We start from the raw sequence: 18,450 nt of genomic DNA, 5'->3' as shown, positions 1-18,450 counted from the left end.
TATAGGAGAAAAAAATTGGTCTTGCAACCAAGAATTGAGTAATGGATTATAAAAAGGAGGGGGGATTTTTTTGAAAAATTGGGCAATTTTCCAAAAACAAGGCAGGCGCTTTTGACCATCGTACATTGTGGATTACAGTACCCCGGTGCTATAGTTGAGATACAAATACAGAACCTGCAAAGAGCAGAACATACAATGAGGAAGGGAGACTGCAATAATGTATGATAAGTACCTGACAACAGAGTATCCTAACATTTTTTTTGAGGATTCGGCTGTAGGAAGAATGAAAAAGCGTATTTGGGATGCGAGTGAGGAGGAGATTGACGAAATCCTTCAGAAATATGAGATTCCCAGCGAACCGGAAATTGGCAAGGCAGGGTGTTATATACAGACCACACCAAGGGCAAAGGTAATTGAAAAGCGCCGCAAAAATGATATTGTGCTGGTACCCTTAGGGTGTACGGAAAACCATGGAATGCACAATAATTCCGGCCTGGACACATTCATGTGCAGCGGCATATGCGAAGGCGTGCGGCGTTATACGGCCAAGCTGGGACATGAAGTGGCCCTGGCCCTGCCGCCTCTTAACTATGGCGGACATCCGTATCACCATCTGGGAATGCCCGGAACCATTGTGGCCAGTCAGACCGTGGTGGAAGAAACACTGATTGACGTGATGCTGGGGCTTTGGGATGACGGCTTCCGCAAAATTATATTTGTCAACAACCATGGAATGGACTGGATGCTGGAAGCAGCTGTCCAGGAATTCTTCAAACGCTATCAGCTGCCGGCCTTTGTGACGGTAGTGGAATGGCACCGTGCAGTGCGGGAATTCTTTTATCCAATTGGGGACAAACGTCCTGATTTTGTGACAACGCCATTTGTGCATGCGGATGAGTCGGAGACATCAGTCGCCCTTCTAATGTTCAAGGATATGGTGGATATGAGTTATGTGCAGGATGCACAGGCAAAGAGCATGGGATTTTTGGACGACGGCTACTATGACGGTTCTGTTGACAGTTTTCACCGGCCAAATAAGTGGAGCGAGGCAGAAGGCCACCGTGTGATTGAACGGTTCGGTACACCGGAAGGCGTGGTAGGGGTTCCATCCCGTGGTAATCCGCGTAAGGCTAAGCGCCCTATTGCAGCTATCTGTGAATATCTTACCATGATGGTAGAGGATATCCTGTCCAAATATCCCGCAGGCACAGTACCTGCACCGGAGAAGTTTTCACTCCGTCCCTATGAGGAAATTAAGGACTGCCTGAAGGAACCCCTGAGTGAAGGCTGGAAGAGTGTACACGAATTACCGAGGCGCGGTATTTTTACAGACTGATGGGAGGAAGACTATGTTACAAGTCGCATTTTGTGCTTCGGAAAATGCAGCCATGCAGGAACCGGTGCTTTTCCGCGGCAGACTGGACCAATCCTTTTCCCTTGCAAAGAAATTAGGGTACGATGGGGTGGAGCTGCATATCAGGGACGCCTCGGAAATAGATACCCAGGCGCTTTTCAGACAAAATGAAACCACAGGAATCAAGGTGGCTGCAATCGGAACAGGTTTAGCCGCCAGGGTGGACGGTCTTTCCCTTGCTGATAAAAATGAGACTGGACGCCGTCAGGCTATTGAGAGGGTTAAGGGATGTCTCGACCTGGCGGACCACTTTGGCTGCTGTGTGATTCTGGGCAGTCTGCGGGGGAATGTGCCGTCTGGCGGGGAGAAAAGCGAGGTTGTAACCCGCCTGCGTTATTCCATGCTGGAATTGGGAAATTACATTGAACAGAAGAACTGTTCTCTGGTTCTGGAAGTGATAAACCGTTATGAAAATAATTATTTCAACACGGTCCGAGAAACATCCGTATTTTTAGAGGCACTGGATTTGGACTGTGTGAAGATGCATCTGGATACATTCCATATGAATATTGAGGAAGCAGATATGTTTGAGGCCATTAGGGAGAGCGGGAGCAGGCTGGGGCATTTTCATCTGGCAGACAACACTCGCTGGTATCCCGGACATGGCCGGATTGATTTCCGGTCCGTCCTTAAGAGCCTGAGTCAAATCAGATACAATGGATGGATTAGTATGGAATGCCTGCCGAAACCAACGGAACTGGAGGCCGCGGAGAAGGGGCTGGCCTATATCCGTACTCTGCTGGAAGAGATTGATGGAGTGAAGAGAAAGGAAGATAACAATGGGAAAATTTAAATACGGAGCCACACAGTGGGGAATGCCGGGCAACGGCTGGTATGGCGTACGGCTTGCAAAAGAGGCTGGATTAGATGGACTTCAGCTGGAGCTTGGCAGCTATGAGAGAGGATATCCCCTGGCGCAGAAACAGATTCAGCAGGCATATCTGGAGGAAGGCGGGAAGTATGGAATTCAGTTTCCGTCCCTGGTGCTGAACGACATTAATGTGAATTATTTCATAAAGGGCAGAAACAGCGATATTGGAAAGATTTCCTATGAACAGATGGAACTGGCGGTGGAAACAGCCCATGCCATGGGGATTGGAATGATTATGGTGCCTCTGTTTCTGGATAACGAGCCAAAGACAGAGGAGGATTATGAAAATGCAGCGGAGGGACTTCGTTTTTGCTGTAGGAAGGCCCAGGCCTACGGGATTGACATTACCAGCGAATCCTGCATTGATGCGGCCAGCCATCTGAAGCTATTGCAGATGGTAGACATGCCCAATCACACCGTATTTTATGACGTACAGAATTACCGCTATTGGGGGAAAATCGACCAGATGGAAACACTTCGGGCGTTATGGGGACATATCTATCCTCAGATTCATGTAAAGGACGGAACCGGGATGTATGACAATGGAGGACATCTCAGCGGTTCGCCTTTGTTTGCCGGTGATGCCCATGTAAAGGACCAGCTGGATTTTCTTTTGGGGAAAGGATATGAAGGATGGATGATTCTTGAAAACTATTACGACCAGCTTCCTTTGAGGGCCTGCTGTGAACTGGACCAGCTGTCCCTGGTAAAGGAGGATTTAAAGAATTTGAAGGCTGCTGTGGATTAAGAGCTTGTCCTGATGAAAAGGGGGTTGATTATGGACAATAAACAATTCAGAGGAAAGAATGCCGCAGCCTTTATAAAAAAGCAGGGAATTTATTTTGCCCTTATTGCGGTTGTAGCCGTATTTTCAATTGCCGCCCCAATGTTTTTCCAGGTTAATAACTTTATCCTGATTCTGCGCCAGGGCGCAATCATGGGCATCATGGCCTGCGCCATGACGCTTGTAATCATCGGAGGTAATTTTGATTTGTCGGTGGGTTCCATTCTGTCCTTTTCCACGGTTCTTATGATACAGCTGTTTAACACTGTGGGGCCTGTGCCGGCAATGGCGCTGGTCTTGCTGGCCGGCATTGCCTTTGGGCTGATTTCCGGGTTTCTGGTGGGATATGTGCGCCTGAACTCAATGATAGTGACACTGGGAATGATGGGAATTGTCCAGGCGCTGACCTATTTTGTCTCAGGAGGAAAAAACAGTACCCTTAAAAATGCGGACGGAATGTGGTTTTTGTCCCTGGGACGGGGATTCATAGGCTTTATACCCACAGTGGTAGTTATCTGTTTTGTCTGTATGATTTTATTTGAAATACTGTTAAAGTGCACTGTTTTCGGGAATCAGCTTATGAGCGTGGGCGGCAATCAGGTGGCCAGCCGGTTCTCCGGTGTCGATGATAAGAAAATCGTGCTCATTACATTTATACTTTCCGGAATGATGACAGCTTTGGCCGGTATCCTTTTGGCATCCCGCATCGGTTCCGCGCAGAATGCCATTGGGGAAGGTTACGAGATGAACGTCATTGCGGGTGTTATCCTGGGAGGCGCCAGCCTGTCAGGAGGGAGCGGCAGCGCTGTAAAGGCAGTGATTGGAATTCTGATATTAGGAGTTCTGGATAATGGTTTTGTGATGATGAGCCTTCCATATTCCATGCAGTGGGTGGCGAACGGACTGATTATTCTTATAGTGGTCTATATTGACATCCGATCCAAACGTATTCGGACCAACATGAAGGGAGGGAAGAACGCATGAAGAGAATTGCGGGAAGGATTACGGCTGTAATGCGCAGCAACACGATAATCCCCATTTTTCTGGGGGTGTTCCTGTCAGCTTCGCTTTTTGTGGGAAACTTCTTCTCCCTGGAAAATTTTATCAATATCTTAGGCCAGAATGCGGCAAAGGGCGTTATGGCTGTGGGCATGACATTCCTGATACTCAATGGATATTTTGACCTGTCCGCCGGGACACTGATGGGGCTTGCATCCTGCCTTTTGGTGGGGATTACACCGTCTGTGGGGTTGTTTGCAGCCATTGTGCTGATGCTTCTCCTTGGTCTGGCTGTGGGGACTCTTAACGGGCTGATGGTTACTAAGCTGAAAATTAATGCTTTTATTGTGACAATGGCGGGAATGACACTGTGGCGGGGCCTTACGTTCATTTATACGGAGCAGACGATTCGGAATACTTCAAAAGGCTTTTACGAACTCAGCCGGAACAGTTTCCTGGGGTTGTCATATCCGGTGTGGCTGTGTCTGATATTTGTGGCGGCGGGCCAGGCGGTTTTGCGGTATTCGCGTCATGGACGCAATACATATGCCGCAGGCGGAAACATGAATTCTGCAAAGAATGCAGGCATCAATGTGGACCGGACCGTTATCATCAATTTCGCAGTCTGTTCCCTTTGCGCGGTCGTGGCAGGCATAATGTATGCCTCTAAGTTCAACTCCGCATCTCCCACACTGGGCTGGCCGGATGCCCATATGCTGGCCATTGCAGCTGTTGTGCTGGGAGGAACTAAACTTTCAGGCGGTTACGGGAACATGCTGTATACATTCGGCGGGGTGCTGGTGCTGGGCTTTATCGACAACATCATGAATCTGCTAAAGCTGTCTTCTTACTATAACACATTAGTATTCGGTATCATTCTTATTCTGGTTCTGTATATGGATAAGGTACTGCGGGAAAAGCCCGCATACAATATACCGGATAAACATAATTCTGATGATAAACATGCTACTGAAAAAGAGAAAAAATAATAAATAAAGGAAGGGGTTACAATGATGAAAGGAACAAAAAAATTTTTTGCATTGTTTACTGCAACAGCAACACTTTTAGGAATGACTGCATGTGCAGGCGGAGGAACCGCACAGACAGCTTCACAGACTTCTGCCGCCGCAGATACGACAGCAGCCCAGGCCGCACAGACCGGGGAATCAGTACAGACAGCCGCCGCTGCAGAGGGGGACGTATATCGCATTGGAATGGTGGCAAACAACATTGGAATCGATGATTACCAGACAAAATGTGATGAATGTCTGAGGGAATATGCCGCAGAGGTGGGGAATGTGGAATTGACCGTGCTGGATGCTGCAGGAGATGTGAACACACAGATTAGCCAAATTCAGGACCTGATTCAGCAGAAGTCAGATGTAATTATCGTGTGGGCCTGCGATTCCCTTTCCATTATTCCGGGGCTGCAGGAAGCTAAGGAAGCAGGGATTCCCATCATGTGCACCAACAATCCCATTGATGCCAGCGGAGATGAATATCTGAGTGCATTTGTTGGACCTGACCATTACGAGGAGGCTGTCATGTGTGCCGACATGCTGGCAGGAATGTTCCCGGACGGCTGTAATGTAGTCCAGCTCACCGGTACTCCTGGATACGATGTATCTACCTGGAGGCAGAACGGATTTGAGGAAAGTATTCCCGCGAATATCAAGATTCTGGAGACGCAGAATGCGGATTGGAACCGGGAGAAGGCCCAGCAGCAGATGGAGAAAATGATTTTAAAATATGGTGACCAGATTGACGCGCTGTATGCAGCGGATGACAATATTGCAATAGGAGCCTATAATGCTCTGCAGGCAGCCAATATGGATATCCCCATCATTGCCTGCGCCTTTATTGGAAATGAGGAAAGTGTTAAATATATTGAGGAGGGAATCATCAGCGGAAGCGTACTGCAGTCACCGTTCCCGGACGCAGTCACAGTTCTGGATACAGCCATCAAGCTGGCTAAGGGTGAGGCTGTAGACGCAGTTACCCGCTATGATTTATATCCCTGTACTTCTGAGAATGTGAAACAAGTCATTGCGGATGCGGGATTTGAAATCTGGAATTAAACAAAATATGTATCGCACTCAGCGTCTGGCAGACAGACGCTAAGTGCTCATAACGAGCCACTGCACTAAGCTCGAAAAGACCTCGCTAAGTGCCAGTGACATGTATCGCACGTAGGCGCCTAAAGGACAGGCGCCAAGTGCTCATAACAAGGAGGTGACGGGATGGAAGCCGAGAATGGGTATATACTTCAAATGAAGAATATATGCAAAAGTTTTCCGGGTGTCAAGGCCCTTGACCATGTGGATTTAAACCTGAAGCCTGGGGAGGTGCTGGCTCTGTGCGGGGAAAACGGTGCGGGGAAATCCACGTTGATGAAGGTTCTGGCCGGTTTGTATCAGCCGGATGAGGGGGAAATCCATTACGATGGCAAAAGCGTCTGCTTTAAACATCCGATTGAGGCAAAGCAGGCAGGTGTGGTTATGGTATTTCAGGAATTGTCTCTGGTAACAGATTTATCCGTGGCAGAGAATATTTATCTGGGGAGTCTGCCCATGAGAACCAAGGGAGGGGTGGACTGGAAAAAACTCCGGTCCGATGCAGCCTGCGTGCTGGCGGAATTAAAATGTGAGATTGACCCGAGGACGAATATAGGGGCGCTGCCAATCGCTCAGAGGCAGATGGTGGAGATTGCACGGGGGATTGCCCTTGGTGCGCGTATTCTGATTTTAGATGAACCCACATCCTCCCTGACTGACAGGGAAAAGAATGTGTTTTTTGAGAACATCCGGTATATGAAGAAAAAAGGAACGGCCATTGTCTATATATCACATAAAATGGATGAAATCATGGAAATTTGTGACCGCGCCGTTGTGCTGAGGGACGGGAAAAATTCAGGGGAATTCAACACGGCGGACTGTACCATTGATGATATTATCCAGGGAATGATTGGCCGTGTAATGAGCAATTATTATGTGAAGAATACGGCTGAAGCAGGGGAGGAGCTGCTCCGGGTAGAACATCTGACCCGAAAAGGACAGTACCAGGACATCAGTTTTTCTGTGCGCAGAGGGGAAATCGTAGGTTTTTACGGTCTGGTTGGGGCCGGGCGGACTGAGTTGATGGAGAGTATCTTCGGCATAACCAGGCCTGACAGCGGTGAGATTTATTATAAAGGCAGGAAAATCCGGGTGCGCAACAGCCGGGACGCAGTACGCCACAGGATGGCATTTGTGCCGGAAAACAGAAAGGAACAGGGACTGGTACTGGGGGAGAGCTGCCGGAAGAACATGATTCTGGCAAAGCTGCCATGGATGAAGCGAAGGGGATTTGTGGATTTTTCCCAGAGCTACCGCATTTATGATGAATATAAAAAGGCCCTTAAGATTAATGCAGCCAGTCCGGAGCAGCTCACAGTACAGCTTTCGGGCGGTAACCAGCAAAAGATAGTTCTCGGAAAGTGGCTGGCAATCCAACCTGATTTATTGATTCTGGATGAACCTACACGCGGTATTGATATAGGTGCCAAGGCAGATATCCACCGGTTTATTGCGCAGCTGGCAGAACAGGGAATGGCAGTCATACTGATTTCCTCTGAGATGCCTGAAATCATAGGTGTATCCAACCGTCTGCTCTGTATCCGGGAGGGTGAAATCTGCGCACATCTGGAGGGTGAGGCCATCAATGAACGCAACATTATTAATTCAATTATGGGCAAACCTGTGAAGGAACAGGCGGCCATTGGAGGTGTGGTATGAAGGATTGTACATTTGAACAAAAACTAAGTATTCTGAATACTGCCTGGGGCGAGGAAAAGGCTGACACCGTAATACTGGGAGGAACACTGGTAAACGTGTATACTCTGGAGATATATCCGGCGGACGTGGCCGTCCGGCATGGAAGGATTGCCTATGTGGGGGATGTATCCCACACCATAGGTCCGGAGACAAAGAAGATTGATGCCTCCGGCAGATACCTTGCTCCTGGTCTTATTGACGGACATCTCCATATTGCCGGTACGCATATGAGCATGACGGAATTTGGAAAGGTTGCATTGATGCATGGCGGAACGGCAGTGGCTACAGGATTTTTTGAAATCGGAATTATAAAGTCCCTGAAGGGAATCCGTTTTTTCCTGGATGAGCTTAAGAATACAGGGGTGAAGCCAATGTTTGTGATTCCGCTGCCTGCATTTCATCAGAATGAATCTTTTGAAAACCTTGGCACATTCACGGAGGAGATGGCCATAGAGGCCCTTCACTGGGATGATTGTTATGGTGTGAATGAGCTTAACCTGGCCCGTGTGGCAGGGAAGAATGAGAGTCTTCTGCGAATCGTGCATGAAGCGCAGAAACTTAAAAAGGTGTTGGTAGGCCATGCTTCCGGCGTGCGTGGAACACTGCTCCAGGCGGGCCTGAGCTTTGCCAATCATGTGAGCGACCATGAGACTGTGGCGGCGGATGAAGCCAACGAAAAAGCCCGCCTGGGAATTGCGGAACATCTGAGGGAAGGCTCTGTTGGACAGGAACTGGGAAAGGTGCTGCCGGATTTGGGGGGGAAGTTCGAACTTATAGGAGATTTTGGGTATGCATCCGATGAGATAGACCCCAGCCGTGTGAATGATATCGGATATATGGATGCAAAGGTACGCAGCGCCATTGCGTGCGGCGTTTCACCGGCTCTGGCCATACGTGCCGGTTCACTGAATGTCGCCCGGTTTTTCCGGCTGGAGGACGATATAGGAAGTATTGCTCCGGGCAAGTGCGCCGATATCCTGCTTCTGGACAATTTGGAACAGGTACATGTGGAGAGCGTGATTGTGGATGGTGAAATGCTGGTTATGAATGGAAGCTATTGCAGAGAAATCTCAGCCCCCAGGTATCCGGATGAATTCATGCATTCCATGAACCTGAAGCCCCTTACCCCGGACGATTTCCGTGTAAGGGCGCCTTATGAGGGATGTGTAAGGGTGCGCGTTATCGGAATGAATGGGGATCCTCTGATTACAGACCCCCTGGTGGAGGAGATGGAGTCGCGTGACGGCTTTATTGAAGCTGACCCTGAACGCGATATAGCTAAGATTTTTACAATGGACCGGCACCAGCAATCGGGCAGGAAGGGAATCGGCTTTGTGAAAGGCTTTGGTATACGCAACGGAGCAATTGCAGAATCCTACGCCCCCTGCATAGAGAACCTGAATATTATCGGAAGCAATGATGAGGACATGCGCATTGCCGCCAACTATCTGATTGAACACAATGGAGGTTTTGTGGTAGTGTCAGGAGGCAAGGTACTGGCATCCCTGGAACTCTCCATTGCAGGCATTGTATCGCCTGCTCCGTACCAGGAGGTGATTGCGGGAATGAAAGCAGTCAATGCTGCGGCGGAGGCAATCGGATGCGTGGTGGACAGTGTTTTCCATAAGATGGCATTCATGGTTTATCCTACCCAGTTTCCTTCCTACAAACTCAGTACCTATGGTCTGGCCCAGGTATCGGTAAAGGGAGAAGAACTTATTGATTTGTTCCCATAAAAATGGGACAGAAGAAAAGGTGTGTGTATTATGAGTATTGTTTCATTTGACAGGGACAGGCCTCTTGACATGATTGCCCTTGGCCGCATTGCCATTGATTTTAATCCGGAGGAGTATTGTAAACCCTGGTCTGAATGCAGTTCATTTAAAAGATATGTGGGTGGCTCGCCTGCAAACATAGCGGTGGGTGCTGCCCGGCTGGGGAAAAAAGTTGGTTTCCTGGGATGCGTGTCCAATGATGTAATGGGAACCTGCTGCAAGGACTTTCTGGAACAGGAAAAGGTGGATGTCTCCCATATTTTTACGGCACAGCACGGTGAGTCCATGCCCCTGGCATTTACGCAGGTACCTTCCCCGGAAGAGTCCAGCCTGGTTATGTACCGGAATCATGCGGCGGATTTGGCCCTTACCGCCCAACAGGTGGATAAGGAGTATGTGCAGAGCGCGGGGATGATTGTAATCAGCGGAACCGCACTGGCAGCCAGTCCTTCCAGGGAAGCCGCCCTCAAGGCTGCGCTGCTGGCCCGCAAGGCGGGGACTGTGGTGGTTTTTGACATTGATTACAGGGGATACACCTGGAAGGATGCGGAGGAGATATCTGTCTATTATACGCTGATGGGCAGAATGTCGGATATCATTATGGGAAGCCGGGAGGAATATGATATTATGGATGCGGTCCTGGCTCCCGGCATGGAGGACAGGCAGACAGCAGACCGGTGGCTGGGGGAGAATGCCAAAATTGTGGTAATCAAACATGGCAGGCAGGGATCTGACGCCTACACCGGAGAAGGGGAAAGCTATCACGTGCAGCCGTTTCCAGTCAAGGCGGTGAAAGGCTTTGGCGGCGGAGATGGTTATGCCAGCAGCTTTTTATGCGCATTACTGGAAGGTTTTCCGGTCAATGAATGCCTGGAACGGGGCAGCGCATCAGCGGCCATGCTTGTGGCCAGTCACGGCTGCAGCAGTTTCATGCCTGACAGGGAGCAGCTGGAAGCCTTTATACATAAAGAAAAACAGCGGTATGGAGAGATTGTTTCCAGAAGGGAAAGCGGGGACAGAGGATGCTAAGTACACTTGCATATGCTCTGCAGATGGCAGAGCGCGGAGGAAGAGGGCTGGCCGCTTTTAACGTGTTCGGGTATGAGGATGCTGCTGCTGTAGTCCATGCAGCTGAAAAGCAGGGACGGCCAGTGGCCCTGATGGCCAATAAGGACGCTGTGGCACATATGGGGATTCCGGTTCTGGCATGTATACTGCGCCATGTGGCACAGGAAGCAGAAGTGCCTGTATGTGTTCATCTGGACCATGCAACAGAGCTTGGAACCATACAGGAGGCGATTGCCCATGGATTTACGTCTGTTATGTTTGACGGTTCCCAACTGACATTTGAGAAAAATGCAGAGCTGACCTGCAAGGTCCTGGATATGGCAGGCCCTGCCGGGGTAAGCGTTGAGGCTGAGATTGGGGCAGTGGGATACAGTGACCCGTCCCTTGTCTTTAAACCGCGATATACTGAGCCGGAAGAAGCAGAAGCTTTTTACAGGGCCGCTCCGGTGGATGCGCTTGCGGTTGCTGTAGGCACCGTACACCGTATGGTGGCTCAGGAAGCTGCACTGCAATTTCAACGTTTAAAGGCAATCCATACCCTTGTAAAGGTGCCCCTGGTGATTCATGGGGCAACAGGAGTGCCGGACCAGGATTTGGGAAAGCTGGTCCGCTGCGGCGCGGGAAAAATTAATCTGGGTACAACGCTGCGTCTGGCCTTTGGGCGGGAACTGAGAAGACAGATTCTGGATAATCCGGAGGAATACGACAGAATTAAGCTGTTTGGGCCATGCATGGAAGCTGTGGAAGAAAAGGCAGCACAAAAGCTGAGACTGATTTGATTCGGATATCACGGCGAATGTATGGGAAAGCAATAATATGATAGAAAGCCCAACCGGGAGGACGGACAGGTGGTTTTACCATAACCTGTCCGTCCTTCCGGTTGGGTTGCTGTAGTTTTTTAACGTTATACCATTCAGATATACATACCCGGCATCAAGACAATCAATATAGAATAGTTTGAAGGGCTACCCGTGCATGAATCGTATTATCGGAGGCGGACCCGGCCCCCCAGGGAGATGCCTGTTCGACGTTCCCCAGGAGCAGCAGGATGGGCCGTTTCAGATGCATATTCAGGAATCACGTTTTTGAACAGAGAGGAATCCGAGCCCGTCACCCTGCCTGTCCCGAGGATTATAAAGGATTAAAGGAAACCATTCCGTGGCGGGACGGTTCGGTACGTATTCTCGGCATTACCAGGCTGAAGGAGCCCCAGACAGTGGAAAGCCAGGATGGACAGGGCAATGTTAAAGTGACAGAACGGCCGGCGGTATACATTGATGTGGCGGCAGTACATGAGTATAAGGAGCTTGCTAAGATAAAATAGTATGAAGCAGGATATCTTACCCGCCAACAAGTTAGCCAACGTTACTTTCAGCCAACAAGTCAGACTCAGTCTGACTTGTTTTTCTTCCCCTGCCGTTGTAGAATAACCTCAGAAGAAAAATCCCCCAAGTAAACATCCCCGCAGAAAAGTGAGAAGAGATTTATGAAATCCATACGAAAAGAAATGACAAGAAACCACCTGATTCTGCTGCTGGTGGCCTTTATCTTCATAGCATCCAATGCCCTGGTGAACGTGGGGTCATCCCGCCGGTACAACGGGCTTTTACAGGATTACCAGCAGGTGAACGGGCTGCTGGCTGTCAATAACCGGAGGCAGACCTATTTTAAGCTGTACAGCAAAAGCCATGACGAGGGGACGCTGAAGCAGTATTATGACGAATGCCAGCTGTTTGACAGCCAGCTGCGGGGCCTGGATGAAAAGATGCAGAATGACCGGAAATGTAAGATGATGTACCGGATTGTGGGACAGGTGGCTGAGTACAGGCGGGAGATGGCGGAGTCCTACATCCGGCCTGACGGGGATTACTATCCCAGTCTGATGGCTGATTTGGACGAAGTGGATTTGGAGATTGAGCGGTGTCTCAACCAGTTGATGAGCCAGTACCTGGAGTATTTAAATACTGCATTTGCCAGCCACAGCAGGACGCTGAGAATCACTAACAGTATTCTGATTGTGTTTTTCATGACAGCCAGCCTCTTTGGAATGGTGCTGAACCATCAGATGAGCACCAGTATCCTGAATTCCATCAAACGGCTGACGGATGCTGCAAGGGAAATCATGAACAACAACCTGGAGGCAGCGGATATTGAGGAAACGCCTTTTATGGAGCTGAACCAGGTTTCCGCCACATTTGACCAGATGAAACGGCAAATCAGGACCATGATTACGGAATTACAGGAGACGCACCAGATGAAGGAACGGCTGGCCGAGGCAAAAATCCGGGAGCTGCAGATGCAGATGAATCCCCATTTCCTGTTTAATACACTGAGTCTGGTAATCCGGAGTATCCAGCTGGGAGAGAGGGACACATCCATCCAGCTGGTCAAAGCCATTTCCAAAATCCTGCGCAGCAGCATTGAAATCAATACGGTTTCCATTCCGCTGGATGCTGAGATTGAACTGCTTCAGTCATACCTGTATATACAGAAGCTGCATTTAAAGGGGAGAGTGACCTTCTGTCTGGATGTGCGCAAGTCATTTATGGGCGAGGATGTAATGATTCCGCCGCTGACAATCCAGCCTCTGGTGGAGAACAGTATCCAGCACGGGCTGAAGGACAGGGTCAGCGGGGGCAGGGTGGATATACTGATTACTGAGAAGCCGGATTATATTGAGGTGGTGGTGGCGGACAACGGCGTGGGATTTCCGGAGGACCGGGAACAGCCGGAAACCGGAGGACTGCTTATGAACCTGGACCAGCCGGAAGCCGGAGGCCGGACCCGGGAAAGCAATCGTCCCGCCTGCCGGGAAACGCCCATTCCCAAAACCTCCATTGGCCTGAAAAATGTGAGGGAACGGTTAAAATTGTTTTATCGGAAAGATGATGTGCTGCACATTGGGCGGACAGAGGGCGTTACGAGGATTACGCTGAAGCTTTATAAATCAGACAGGCATTAGGAGGATACAGTTATGTTGCGTGTAATATTGGCAGATGACGAGCAGTACGAGCGGAATTATCTGGAGAAGGTCATAAAGGAGAGCTATCCCGGTCTGCTGGAGATTGTCTACAAGGCAGTAGACGGTATGGATTTAATGGAAAAACTGGAGGAGTGCAAGCCCCAGATTGTGCTTTTGGACATCAAGATGCCCAGAATGAACGGACTTAAGACAGCGGAGGAGGTGCGCAAAAGGCATCCGGATATCCAGATTGTGCTGATTTCCGCTTACAGTGATTTCTCCTTTGCCAAACAGGCAATCAAACTGGGGGTGACGGATTATCTCCTTAAGCCCTACCTGGATTCGGAGCTGCGGGAGACACTGGATAAGGTCATTGCCCGGGTTAGGGAACGGGAGGATACCCTGTCCATGCTGTCCTATTCCAATTATCTGGTGGATGATGGAAAGGCTGCCTTTGATTTTTACAGGGATTTGGAGAAGGACTTGCTGTGGAATTTGTTTTTTGGACGCAGGGACAGGGAAAAGCTGGAAAAGGAATTTGCCATGTGGGGAGTGGGACCCGGGTGGTTTAAGGTGGTGCTGATTTCCAGTCCGGCCCTGGTCAGCATGGGAGGGTTTTCACAGGAGGTGCTTAAAAACTATTTCCACATGGCAGGGGTGACTGTACTTAACAGTATCTGGATGGACCAGATGATTATCTGCCTTTATTCACCGCAGCAGGATGCATTCACGGAGCTGACCGGCTGCATTACCAGGGCCAGGGATTACCTGGCAGAGGAGCGGAAGATTCCGGTTGCCTGCGGTGTCAGCGGAGCCTATGAGGGAATGGAACAACTGGCCGGGGCATATGAGGAGGCTGCATCTTTTATCAGGGAATATTCTGCGGAGGAGGCCGGGCTTGCCTTTGACAATATGACGGAAGGCATGAAACGAATCTGCGGTCTGGAGGACCGGATTATCCAGTCCCTGTCCGGGGAGGACCAGGACCAGAGCAGTGTCCTTTTTACGGAGATGATAGAGGAGCTGGAAACTCTTTTAGGATATCAGGATGTGTCGGTGAAGCTGAATTTCGGCCGCAGCCTGATGACTATCATCCGGGGAATCAACCGGATGCCGGGAATAAGGGTTAAGACCTCAGAGGCAGCCATGCGTTTTGAAAAGCTGGGACAGCTTAATTTTAACGGGGATAATTTAAAATATCATGTGGAGTACTTTTCTGAGATGAGGATTCAGAAGGAATGACACTGAGGAAGCCATGGGTCCGGGTCAGGAGGAATAGGTTGAAAAGACAGTTAATAATAGGTGCCGCGGCCGCAGTGCTGATTGCAGGTCTGGCAGGTGGTTATGGAGTTTTAAGAAACAGGGGGGCAGCGGGAGCGGACAATGAACCGGAGATAGTGCTCTGTTACGGAGAGGTGAACCCGGAAGGCCATGTGCTGACAGAGTCGGCCCAGTTTTTTGCTGACAGGGTCAATGAACTGACCGGCGGCAAGGTGATGGTTGAAATCTATCCTTCCGGCCAGCTGGGGGACGATGCCCGCTGTTACCAGTCCATGGAAATGGGGGCATTGGATTTGTACCGCGGCAACAGCATGTCCCTGGTGGATTGCGGAAATCCCATGATGTCTGCCCTGGTGCTGCCCTATGTTTTCCGGGACAGGGAGCATTTCTGGAATGTATGCAGCAGTGATTTGGGAAGGGAAATACTTAATAATATCCAGGACTGTACCGGTATGATTGGGCTGGCCTACATGGACGAAGGGGCCAGAAACTTCTTTACCACAGAACGGCCGGTGCGTAGGCTGGAGGATATGAAGGGACTGAAAATCCGGGTGCAGGTGGCGTCCATGATGGGCGATACCGTGGAAGCACTGGGGGCCGTGGCAGTGCCCATAGCCTATGCAGAGCTCTATACGGCCCTGGAGTCAGGGACCATTGACGGAGCCGAGAACCCGCCGGTAAGCTATTATTATAATAAATTTTATAAAGTTGCCCCTTATTATGTAAAGGACAGCCATACCTATACGCCGGGGGTGATACTGGTAAGCAAAATCACCTGGAAAAACCTGAAGAAGGAATATCAGGACGCTCTGGTACAGGCGGCAGAAGAAACCCAGGAATATAACCGGACAGCCATAGAGGAAGCGGACCGGAAGGCATATGAGGCTCTGGAGAAGGAGGGCGTTACGATTCTGGAACCCCAGGACCCGGACGCCTGGAGCCGGGCCATGGAGCCGGTATACCGGAAATACGGCGGAGAATATCTGGACCTGATTGAAAAAATCCGGCAGATGCAGTGAGACAGATGCGGTAAGACAAAAAATCCGGCAGATGCAGTAATGCAGGCAAATCAAGACACATATATCATGACAGGAGGAAGGCGCAATGACAGCAGGACTTATGAAACTGCCCGAAAACCGGGTGCGAAGAAATTATACAGGGGGAGCGGGAATTGACCGCCTCCATGGTAAGGACCAGTGGGCGGATAACAATATGCCCGAGGAATGGGTGGGTTCCATGGTGGAAGCCTCCAATCCGGGAATGGAGCCCATTGCACATGAGGGGCTGGCTGCGGTGCAGACGGAAGATGGGCCCAGGTTCCTGCGGGACCTGATAGATGAGAACCGGGAATTCTATCTGGGTTCGGGCGTTGGCAGGGACGGGAGCTGGCGTCTCAGCTTCCTTCTCAAGATTCTGGACTCAGCCATGCGGCTTCACGTACAGGCCCATCCCACCACACGGTTTGCCAATGAAGTGATGGGAATGCCCTATGGGAAGCTTGAATGCTATTACATTCTCCACGTAAGGGACGGCGTCAGCCCCTATATCCGCCTGGGATTCCAGCACACACCGGGAAGGGATGCCTGGAGGGAAATCGTGGAGCAGCAGGATAAGGCCCGGATGGACGGCTGTTTTGAGAAGATTCCGGTGCAGGTGGGGGAGGTCTGGTATATTCCGGGCGGAATGCCCCATGCCATAGGCGAGGGAATCACCATGCTGGAAATCATGGAGCCGTCTGATTTGGTGGTCCGGTGCGAGTTTGAGCGTGAGGGAATCGTTGTGCCGGAGGAAGGCAGGTTCATGGGACGGGGGCTGGACTTTTGTCTGGATATTTTTGATTATACAGAGTATTCCAAAGAAGAAATCATGAAAAAGTGCAGGATAGAGCCTCGGATATTGGAGGAAACAGATGCCTATCGGCGGGTGGGGCTGGTGGATGAAAAGCTGACCTCCTGCTTCTTTGTGGAGAAGCTGGAGGTGACCGGGCCTGCTGTTGTGGGGCATAACCATAAATTTACCCTGGGGGTGGTATGCGGCGGAAGCTGCACCATGGAACAGGACGGCCAGGTGCTCAGCCTGAAGGCAGGGGACAGCTTCCTGATAGCTGCCGGGACAGAGGCGTACCAAATCCTGCCAAAGGGCAGTGTACAGCTGGTGATGGTGTATCCGGGAAAGGATATGGATGCACTCTAAAGGGTGTTTCAAATATGGTTTAATCCAGGTTCAGGTTCCGCACGGAATTCCGGATGACCAGGGAGGCTTTCAGCACCGGAAGCTCTGCCAGGACACCGGATTGCAGATAACCATGGATAAAATCAATGGCAATTCCGGCCAGCCTGCGGACCGGGACGCTGACCGTTGACAGGGGCGGCGTTACAAAGTTGGCCATGATACAGTCGTCATAGCCAAATACAGACAGGTGGTCGGGAATCCGCAGCCCAAGGATATAACAGGCCCGGTAGATATTGAAGGCGGTCATGTCGTTGCAGGCAAAAATCGCCCCGGGGCGGTCCGGCTTTTGGAGCAGCTGCAGGATTCGGCCGGGGGTGGTGCCCATGTCTTCCGGATTGATGTCAAAGAGCATGCGGCCCGGGCTGCAGTCCAGGCCGTGTTCCTTAAGGGCAAGGGCCATGCCGTCATACCGGTCCTGGTAGGTACGGTTGTCAAAGCTCTGGAAGATACCGCCGATGCTTTTATGCCCCAGCTTAATCATATAGGAGACCGCCTCATAGGCGGCTTTTTTATTGTCCAGGCGGAGACAGTGTTCCAGGTCGTCCTCAAAGGAACGGTTTAAATATACATAAGGGATGTTGTATTCAGCCAGTTTCATGATGTGGTCATGCTGGCTGGTGACAGGAGTAATGATGACGCCGGCAATGTCCATCCCGATTAGATTTTCCAGAATCTGTTTTTCTTTTTCCAGACTGTATTCCGTATTGTTCAGGTAAATGATATAGCCCTTTTCTGCTGCGCAGGACTCCAGGTACTGTTCCAGTTTTGTGTAGTAGATATTGGTCAGGGACGGGAGGACCAGGGCCAGGGTCTGGCGGCGTCCTGTTTTTAAGTTGACAGCCAGGGTATTGGGGCGGTATCCCAGTTCTGCAACTGTCTCCAGTATTTTCTGTTTGGTCTCTTCTTTTAAATATCCTTTGCCGGAAAGGGCGCGGGATACCGTGCAGACGGAATAGCCGCTTTTTTTTGCCACGTCCTTGATTGTTACCATATTCCGGTCCACCTCCCTGTGATTCTCTATAAATGCATACACAGATATTGTAAAGGTTTCTTGAAACAATGTCAAAATGAAAGCGGAAAAAACCATAAACTTTTTTGAAAATTCTTAAATTGTGAAGATTGCATAAAAATGGCGTTAAAAATCTGTTAAACTTTTTTGCAAAAAATGCTTGATGGAAAATATGTAAACGTTTATACTACCTGTCTTTCGGAGTTGAACTAAAAAAATGGTGCTAAGCCATGGGTTAGAACC

General features: G+C 50.1%; 16 protein-coding genes. 15 read left to right on the top strand and 1 reads right to left on the bottom strand.

Translation table 11 applies throughout. The annotated features are described in order from the left end of the window. Positions 1–217: 217 nt before the first annotated feature. The 15 genes from iolN to FGS84_RS28395 all read left to right on the top strand — a co-directional run bounded on the left by iolN (position 218) and on the right by FGS84_RS28395 (position 17,159). Positions 218–1,336 carry a 3-dehydro-scyllo-inosose hydrolase gene (gene iolN / locus FGS84_RS28465; protein ID WP_138311566.1) on the top strand — a complete coding sequence of 373 codons (1,119 nt, stop codon included), beginning with the start codon at positions 218–220 and terminating at the stop codon, positions 1,334–1,336. Between the two features lie 13 nt (positions 1,337–1,349). After that, entirely contained in the window at positions 1,350–2,207 is an 858-nt protein-coding gene (locus FGS84_RS28460; protein WP_138311565.1) for a sugar phosphate isomerase/epimerase family protein, read from the top strand. Continuing rightward, positions 2,194–3,033 carry a sugar phosphate isomerase/epimerase family protein gene (locus tag FGS84_RS28455; protein ID WP_138311564.1) on the top strand — a complete coding sequence of 280 codons (840 nt, stop codon included), beginning with the start codon at positions 2,194–2,196 and terminating at the stop codon, positions 3,031–3,033. Before FGS84_RS28460 ends, FGS84_RS28455 begins: the two co-directional genes overlap by 14 nt. A gap of 30 nt (positions 3,034–3,063) precedes the next feature. Beyond that, positions 3,064–4,053 (top strand): ABC transporter permease, encoded by a 990-nt coding sequence (locus FGS84_RS28450; protein ID WP_171042732.1) that lies wholly within the window; start codon positions 3,064–3,066, stop codon positions 4,051–4,053. Continuing rightward, positions 4,050–5,057, top strand: a complete 1,008-nt coding sequence (locus FGS84_RS28445; RefSeq protein WP_138311562.1) for an ABC transporter permease — start codon at positions 4,050–4,052, stop codon at positions 5,055–5,057. The genes FGS84_RS28450 and FGS84_RS28445 overlap by 4 nt, the downstream gene beginning before the upstream one ends. Before the next feature lie 21 nt (positions 5,058–5,078). Further along, on the top strand, positions 5,079–6,146 hold the full coding sequence (locus tag FGS84_RS28440) for a sugar ABC transporter substrate-binding protein (RefSeq protein ID WP_138311561.1): 1,068 nt from the start codon (positions 5,079–5,081) through the stop codon (positions 6,144–6,146). A gap of 162 nt (positions 6,147–6,308) precedes the next feature. Next, positions 6,309–7,841, top strand: coding sequence for a sugar ABC transporter ATP-binding protein (locus FGS84_RS28435; protein WP_138311560.1), 1,533 nt, complete (start codon positions 6,309–6,311; stop codon positions 7,839–7,841). Next, a complete protein-coding gene (locus FGS84_RS28430; protein WP_138311559.1) occupies positions 7,838–9,616 on the top strand; it encodes an adenine deaminase C-terminal domain-containing protein in 1,779 nt (592 codons plus the stop codon). The genes FGS84_RS28435 and FGS84_RS28430 overlap by 4 nt, the downstream gene beginning before the upstream one ends. 30 nt (positions 9,617–9,646) lie before the next feature. Continuing rightward, a complete protein-coding gene (iolC, locus tag FGS84_RS28425) occupies positions 9,647–10,684 on the top strand; it encodes a 5-dehydro-2-deoxygluconokinase (RefSeq protein WP_138311558.1) in 1,038 nt (345 codons plus the stop codon). Then, positions 10,678–11,502, top strand: a complete 825-nt coding sequence (locus FGS84_RS28420) for a class II fructose-bisphosphate aldolase (RefSeq protein ID WP_138311557.1) — start codon at positions 10,678–10,680, stop codon at positions 11,500–11,502. The genes iolC and FGS84_RS28420 overlap by 7 nt, the downstream gene beginning before the upstream one ends. A 269-nt stretch (positions 11,503–11,771) precedes the next feature. Then, positions 11,772–12,047, top strand: coding sequence for a hypothetical protein (locus FGS84_RS28415; RefSeq protein WP_243130104.1), 276 nt, complete (start codon positions 11,772–11,774; stop codon positions 12,045–12,047). Positions 12,048–12,230: 183 nt separating this feature from the next. Next, entirely contained in the window at positions 12,231–13,685 is a 1,455-nt protein-coding gene (locus FGS84_RS28410; RefSeq protein ID WP_243130103.1) for a histidine kinase, read from the top strand. Between the two features lie 12 nt (positions 13,686–13,697). Further along, positions 13,698–14,927, top strand: a complete 1,230-nt coding sequence (locus FGS84_RS28405) for a response regulator (protein WP_138311555.1) — start codon at positions 13,698–13,700, stop codon at positions 14,925–14,927. A 38-nt stretch (positions 14,928–14,965) separates the two neighbouring features. Then, positions 14,966–15,985, top strand: coding sequence for a TRAP transporter substrate-binding protein (locus FGS84_RS28400; protein ID WP_138311554.1), 1,020 nt, complete (start codon positions 14,966–14,968; stop codon positions 15,983–15,985). Between the two features lie 85 nt (positions 15,986–16,070). Next, a complete protein-coding gene (locus tag FGS84_RS28395) occupies positions 16,071–17,159 on the top strand; it encodes a type I phosphomannose isomerase catalytic subunit (RefSeq protein WP_138311553.1) in 1,089 nt (362 codons plus the stop codon). A gap of 19 nt (positions 17,160–17,178) precedes the next feature. Here FGS84_RS28395 and FGS84_RS28390 read toward each other — a convergent pair whose 3' ends face one another. Further along, entirely contained in the window at positions 17,179–18,189 is a 1,011-nt protein-coding gene (locus tag FGS84_RS28390; protein WP_138311552.1) for a LacI family DNA-binding transcriptional regulator, read from the bottom strand. Between the last annotated feature and the right edge of the window lie 261 nt (positions 18,190–18,450).

Source organism: Clostridium sp. 1001271st1 H5 (genome assembly GCF_005845215.1).
In the GTDB taxonomy this organism is placed as follows: Bacteria; Bacillota; Clostridia; order Lachnospirales; family Lachnospiraceae; genus Enterocloster.
This window is presented reverse-complemented; position numbering and strand designations above follow the sequence as displayed.

What these genes read in the sequence shown, in the direction of transcription:
- FGS84_RS28430 (WP_138311559.1), top strand. Translation starts at nt 7,838, where the DNA reads ATGAAGGATTGTACATTTGAACAAAAACTAAGTATTCTGAATACTGCC.
- FGS84_RS28435 (WP_138311560.1), top strand. Translation starts at nt 6,309, where the DNA reads ATGGAAGCCGAGAATGGGTATATACTTCAAATGAAGAATATATGCAAA.
- FGS84_RS28420 (WP_138311557.1), top strand. Translation starts at nt 10,678, where the DNA reads ATGCTAAGTACACTTGCATATGCTCTGCAGATGGCAGAGCGCGGAGGA.
- FGS84_RS28405 (WP_138311555.1), top strand. Translation starts at nt 13,698, where the DNA reads ATGTTGCGTGTAATATTGGCAGATGACGAGCAGTACGAGCGGAATTAT.
- FGS84_RS28415 (WP_243130104.1), top strand. Translation starts at nt 11,772, where the DNA reads ATGGGCCGTTTCAGATGCATATTCAGGAATCACGTTTTTGAACAGAGA.
- iolN (WP_138311566.1), top strand. Translation starts at nt 218, where the DNA reads ATGTATGATAAGTACCTGACAACAGAGTATCCTAACATTTTTTTTGAG.
- FGS84_RS28455 (WP_138311564.1), top strand. Translation starts at nt 2,194, where the DNA reads ATGGGAAAATTTAAATACGGAGCCACACAGTGGGGAATGCCGGGCAAC.
- FGS84_RS28410 (WP_243130103.1), top strand. Translation starts at nt 12,231, where the DNA reads ATGACAAGAAACCACCTGATTCTGCTGCTGGTGGCCTTTATCTTCATA.
- FGS84_RS28395 (WP_138311553.1), top strand. Translation starts at nt 16,071, where the DNA reads ATGACAGCAGGACTTATGAAACTGCCCGAAAACCGGGTGCGAAGAAAT.
- FGS84_RS28440 (WP_138311561.1), top strand. Translation starts at nt 5,079, where the DNA reads ATGATGAAAGGAACAAAAAAATTTTTTGCATTGTTTACTGCAACAGCA.
- FGS84_RS28460 (WP_138311565.1), top strand. Translation starts at nt 1,350, where the DNA reads ATGTTACAAGTCGCATTTTGTGCTTCGGAAAATGCAGCCATGCAGGAA.
- FGS84_RS28445 (WP_138311562.1), top strand. Translation starts at nt 4,050, where the DNA reads ATGAAGAGAATTGCGGGAAGGATTACGGCTGTAATGCGCAGCAACACG.
- FGS84_RS28450 (WP_171042732.1), top strand. Translation starts at nt 3,064, where the DNA reads ATGGACAATAAACAATTCAGAGGAAAGAATGCCGCAGCCTTTATAAAA.
- FGS84_RS28390 (WP_138311552.1), bottom strand. Translation starts at nt 18,189, where the DNA reads ATGGTAACAATCAAGGACGTGGCAAAAAAAAGCGGCTATTCCGTCTGC.
- iolC (WP_138311558.1), top strand. Translation starts at nt 9,647, where the DNA reads ATGAGTATTGTTTCATTTGACAGGGACAGGCCTCTTGACATGATTGCC.